Source organism: Halobacillus sp. BBL2006, assembly GCF_000786645.1.
GTDB lineage: Bacteria > Bacillota > Bacilli > Bacillales > Halobacillaceae > Halobacillus.
This window is the reverse complement of record NZ_JRNX01000513.1, coordinates 1-3,001: the sequence shown is the minus strand read 5'-3', so window position 1 is coordinate 3,001 and position 3,001 is coordinate 1. Positions and strand designations below refer to the sequence as shown.

Genomic DNA, 3,001 nt, shown 5'->3' with positions numbered 1-3,001 from the left:
GTCAGCATAATCGATCACCCGCACACCCGCTTGTTCCATCGCATTTATCATATCCTGATGGTTCTTTCTAGCTTTTTCCTGAGCGACGGGTTTTTCCCATTGCACATCTTTGGCCGCCTGTTGATTAGGTACATCGATCTCCGCTGGGCTGCAAACCACTACACATTTCAATTCATCAGATTCATTCCAACAGTTCAGTTGCACGTCCATTGAAGACTCACTCCTTTAAGTTTTACTTTCTCCTTTCAAGCTGAAATCATTCTAAGAAGCACACATATTCATCATGGATTATCTTCACACTAATGCAAAAAGTGCGGGAGAGGTATTTCATGAGAAAGTGTCCAAAACCTAAATCGAAAATTGAATGGTGGCAGATGTCTTTTATCGGTGTCGGGTGCATTATCGGAACCGGGTATTTTTTGGGGGCAGGAATTGCTATCCAAAAAGCAGGAACGTCCGTCCTCATCGCTTATTTAATTGCAGGTCTAGGCACTTGGATTGTGTTTGAATGCTTGGCGAAGCTCACGGCCCGTCATCCGGAAAAAGGATCGTTCCGTACTTATGCGAAACAAGCCTACGGGAACTGGGCCGGATTCAGCAACGGCTGGGTTTATTGGTCATCGGAGATGCTCATTATGGGAAGCCAGCTCACAGCATTAGCGATCTTTGCCCAGTTCTGGTTTCCAAGGGTCCCTTTATGGATGCTGGCCGCCGTATTCGCAGTTTTAGGTCTCTTGGTTATTTTAATGGGCGTGGAAAAAGTAGAGCAGATGGAAAGTGTATTCGGGTTGATGAAGGTCGCTGCCATTGTCATGTTCATCCTCATCGCATTGGCGGCGGCTCTCGGATGGCTTGGTGGAGGGGATGTACGTCAAACCACCCTTCAAAATCTCTTTTCAAGCGGAGGATTTGGATTATGGGTGGCGTTTCTCTACGCCTTTTACGCTTTTGGGGGAATTGAAGTAATGGGGCTGATGGCTCAAGAGCTGAAGGACCCCGAAGATGCCCCGAAGTCCGGAAAAATAATGCTTCTCCTTCTAACAGCGATATATGTTTTATCAATTTATTTCGTATTAAAACTCGTCCAACCTAATGAAATCAATGCAGATGAAAGCCCGTTTGTAACTGCGTTAAAGCAGTACGACCTTCCATGGGTTCCCCATCTATTTAATAGTGTGCTGATTATTGCAGGTTTCTCAACGATGGTCGCCTCCCTCTACGCTGTCACCTCGATGCTAGTAACCCTTGCAGAAGAGGGGGACGCCCCTAAACGGTTCGCTGTTCAGGGGAAGTGGAGGCTGCCCACCGCTGCTTTTGGATTGACGACAGCTGTTGTCACTGTCTCTATCATTATTGCCCTGCTTTTGCCTGGAAAAATATTCGAATATCTTACTACGGCAGCAGGTTTGATGCTTTTGTACAATTGGATTTTTATCCTTTTTTCTTACAAAAAGTTGATAGCGAAGTCTTCAGTAGATCGGATTAAGATTATGGTTGCTTTTTGCCTTATTCTGCTTGCGGTTTCTGGTACGTTGTTTGATTCACTCAGCAGACCGGGGTTTTTTGTAAGTTTAGGATTTCTTGTATTTATCGCTCTTGCTACAATCATAAAGCAGAGGAAAACGTCCACGCATTAGGATCGTAAGCTTTTTAACCTGTTTTTTAACGTCATAAACGGGCAATTTGCAGGCGAGGAACTATCATCATTTAAGAAATACTGTTTCCATTCATAATTATCCTCTTGGCCATACCACTTTAAGTCAGGGTGAGGGTTCGTTTCATCAAAACTTACCAATCGCTTACGGATAATGTCTTTCAATTTATTTCCCAGCGTTGTGGATGCGTTGATTTTCTCAAATACCCACCTGGGTTGAAAGGCTAAGAGGAAAAAAGGAAAGTGCCTGCTTTTCCTTTGGGTATGAGCGGGTGTTGCGCAGAAGGTAAAATAGGGCTCTTGATCGAAGCAGAATTCCCATTCATTATGGGAAGGGGATTCGGGTATACAGTCAGGCCAAGGTTGATCATCGTACTCGTGAACTTTGTTCAATAATTCCCAAAAAATCCTTTGATAGCCTCCTGTATCAACCTGATCATCCAGGGTCCTGGAATCGAAAAATACGACCAGTGAGGCATAAGGCCCTGTTTCTCTGGATACTTTTCCATAAGCTTTCAATAACTGAGCTAATTGCTCTGCAGACGTTTCTTTTCTCGGATCACCGGAAAAGCCGAAACGCAGCATATCTTTTACAAACCCTTGGATTCCGGGTACACAAGGGTATGGGTTCTCTTTATCAATCATCATGGTACTGAATTGTTCAAAGGCTGACCGCTTCCAAGAATCGAGTTCACCTTTATTCTTCTCGATCCAGCTTTTCGTACATAAGAACACTGACCATCCCTCCTAATTGCAATACAAGGTATTTTATTAGAAGAGATGGATTTGGGTGTTTGTCTATCCGAATAACAAACGAAGGGATTGAACCCCGAAATAGACTCCAAAACTAATCAAGACAAACCCGGACAAAACCGTTATTATACGGAGAACGGGTGGCTTGACCCATTTTCTTGCTCCGGAAGCAAAACTTGCCATCATAATGTCCCATAAAGTAATGCCGAGAAAGATTCCGCTGCTATAAATAAGGACCTGAGAGGATTCATGTTGATTGGAAATTTGAGCGAGCATTGAACCATAGATGCCAAGCCAGAACAAAATATTCAATGGATTTGAAATCGCCATGAAAAAGCCTGTCCGTAATGCTTTGCTCCTGGACTCGTACCTGAAATCACTTTTAGATCCACTTAAAGAGGCTGACTTTAAGATGCTCTCATATCCGGTGTAACAAAGGACAAAGAATCCCGAGGACCAAAGGATGACTTTAATGATCGGTACATCGACGAATTGGGCGATACCAAAGTAGATGAGCATCATAAAAATTCCATCTGCCATCATTCCTCCTACTCCGACAAGCCAGGCGTGCCAAAAACCGAATCGAATTCCTTT

The 3,001-nt window shown here is 43.8% G+C and carries 3 protein-coding genes and 1 pseudogene; 1 reads left to right on the top strand and 3 read right to left on the bottom strand.

The annotated features are described in order from the left end of the window. Positions 1-210, bottom strand: a pseudogene (locus LD39_RS15015) (arginine deiminase); the annotation flags it as partial. Positions 211-329: 119 nt separating this feature from the next. Here LD39_RS15015 and LD39_RS15010 point away from each other — a divergent pair. Further along, positions 330-1,637 (top strand): amino acid permease, encoded by a 1,308-nt coding sequence (locus LD39_RS15010; RefSeq protein WP_035548898.1) that lies wholly within the window; start codon positions 330-332, stop codon positions 1,635-1,637. Here the strand turns inward: LD39_RS15010 and LD39_RS15005 are convergent. Then, complete coding sequence (locus tag LD39_RS15005) at positions 1,634-2,389, bottom strand: YqcI/YcgG family protein (protein ID WP_035548895.1); 756 nt, start codon at positions 2,387-2,389, stop codon at positions 1,634-1,636. The genes LD39_RS15010 and LD39_RS15005 overlap by 4 nt on opposite strands. Positions 2,390-2,452: 63 nt before the next feature. Further along, positions 2,453-3,001, bottom strand: a 549-nt coding sequence (locus tag LD39_RS15000) for a LysE family transporter (protein WP_156112660.1), incomplete at its 5' end; no start/stop codon positions are given.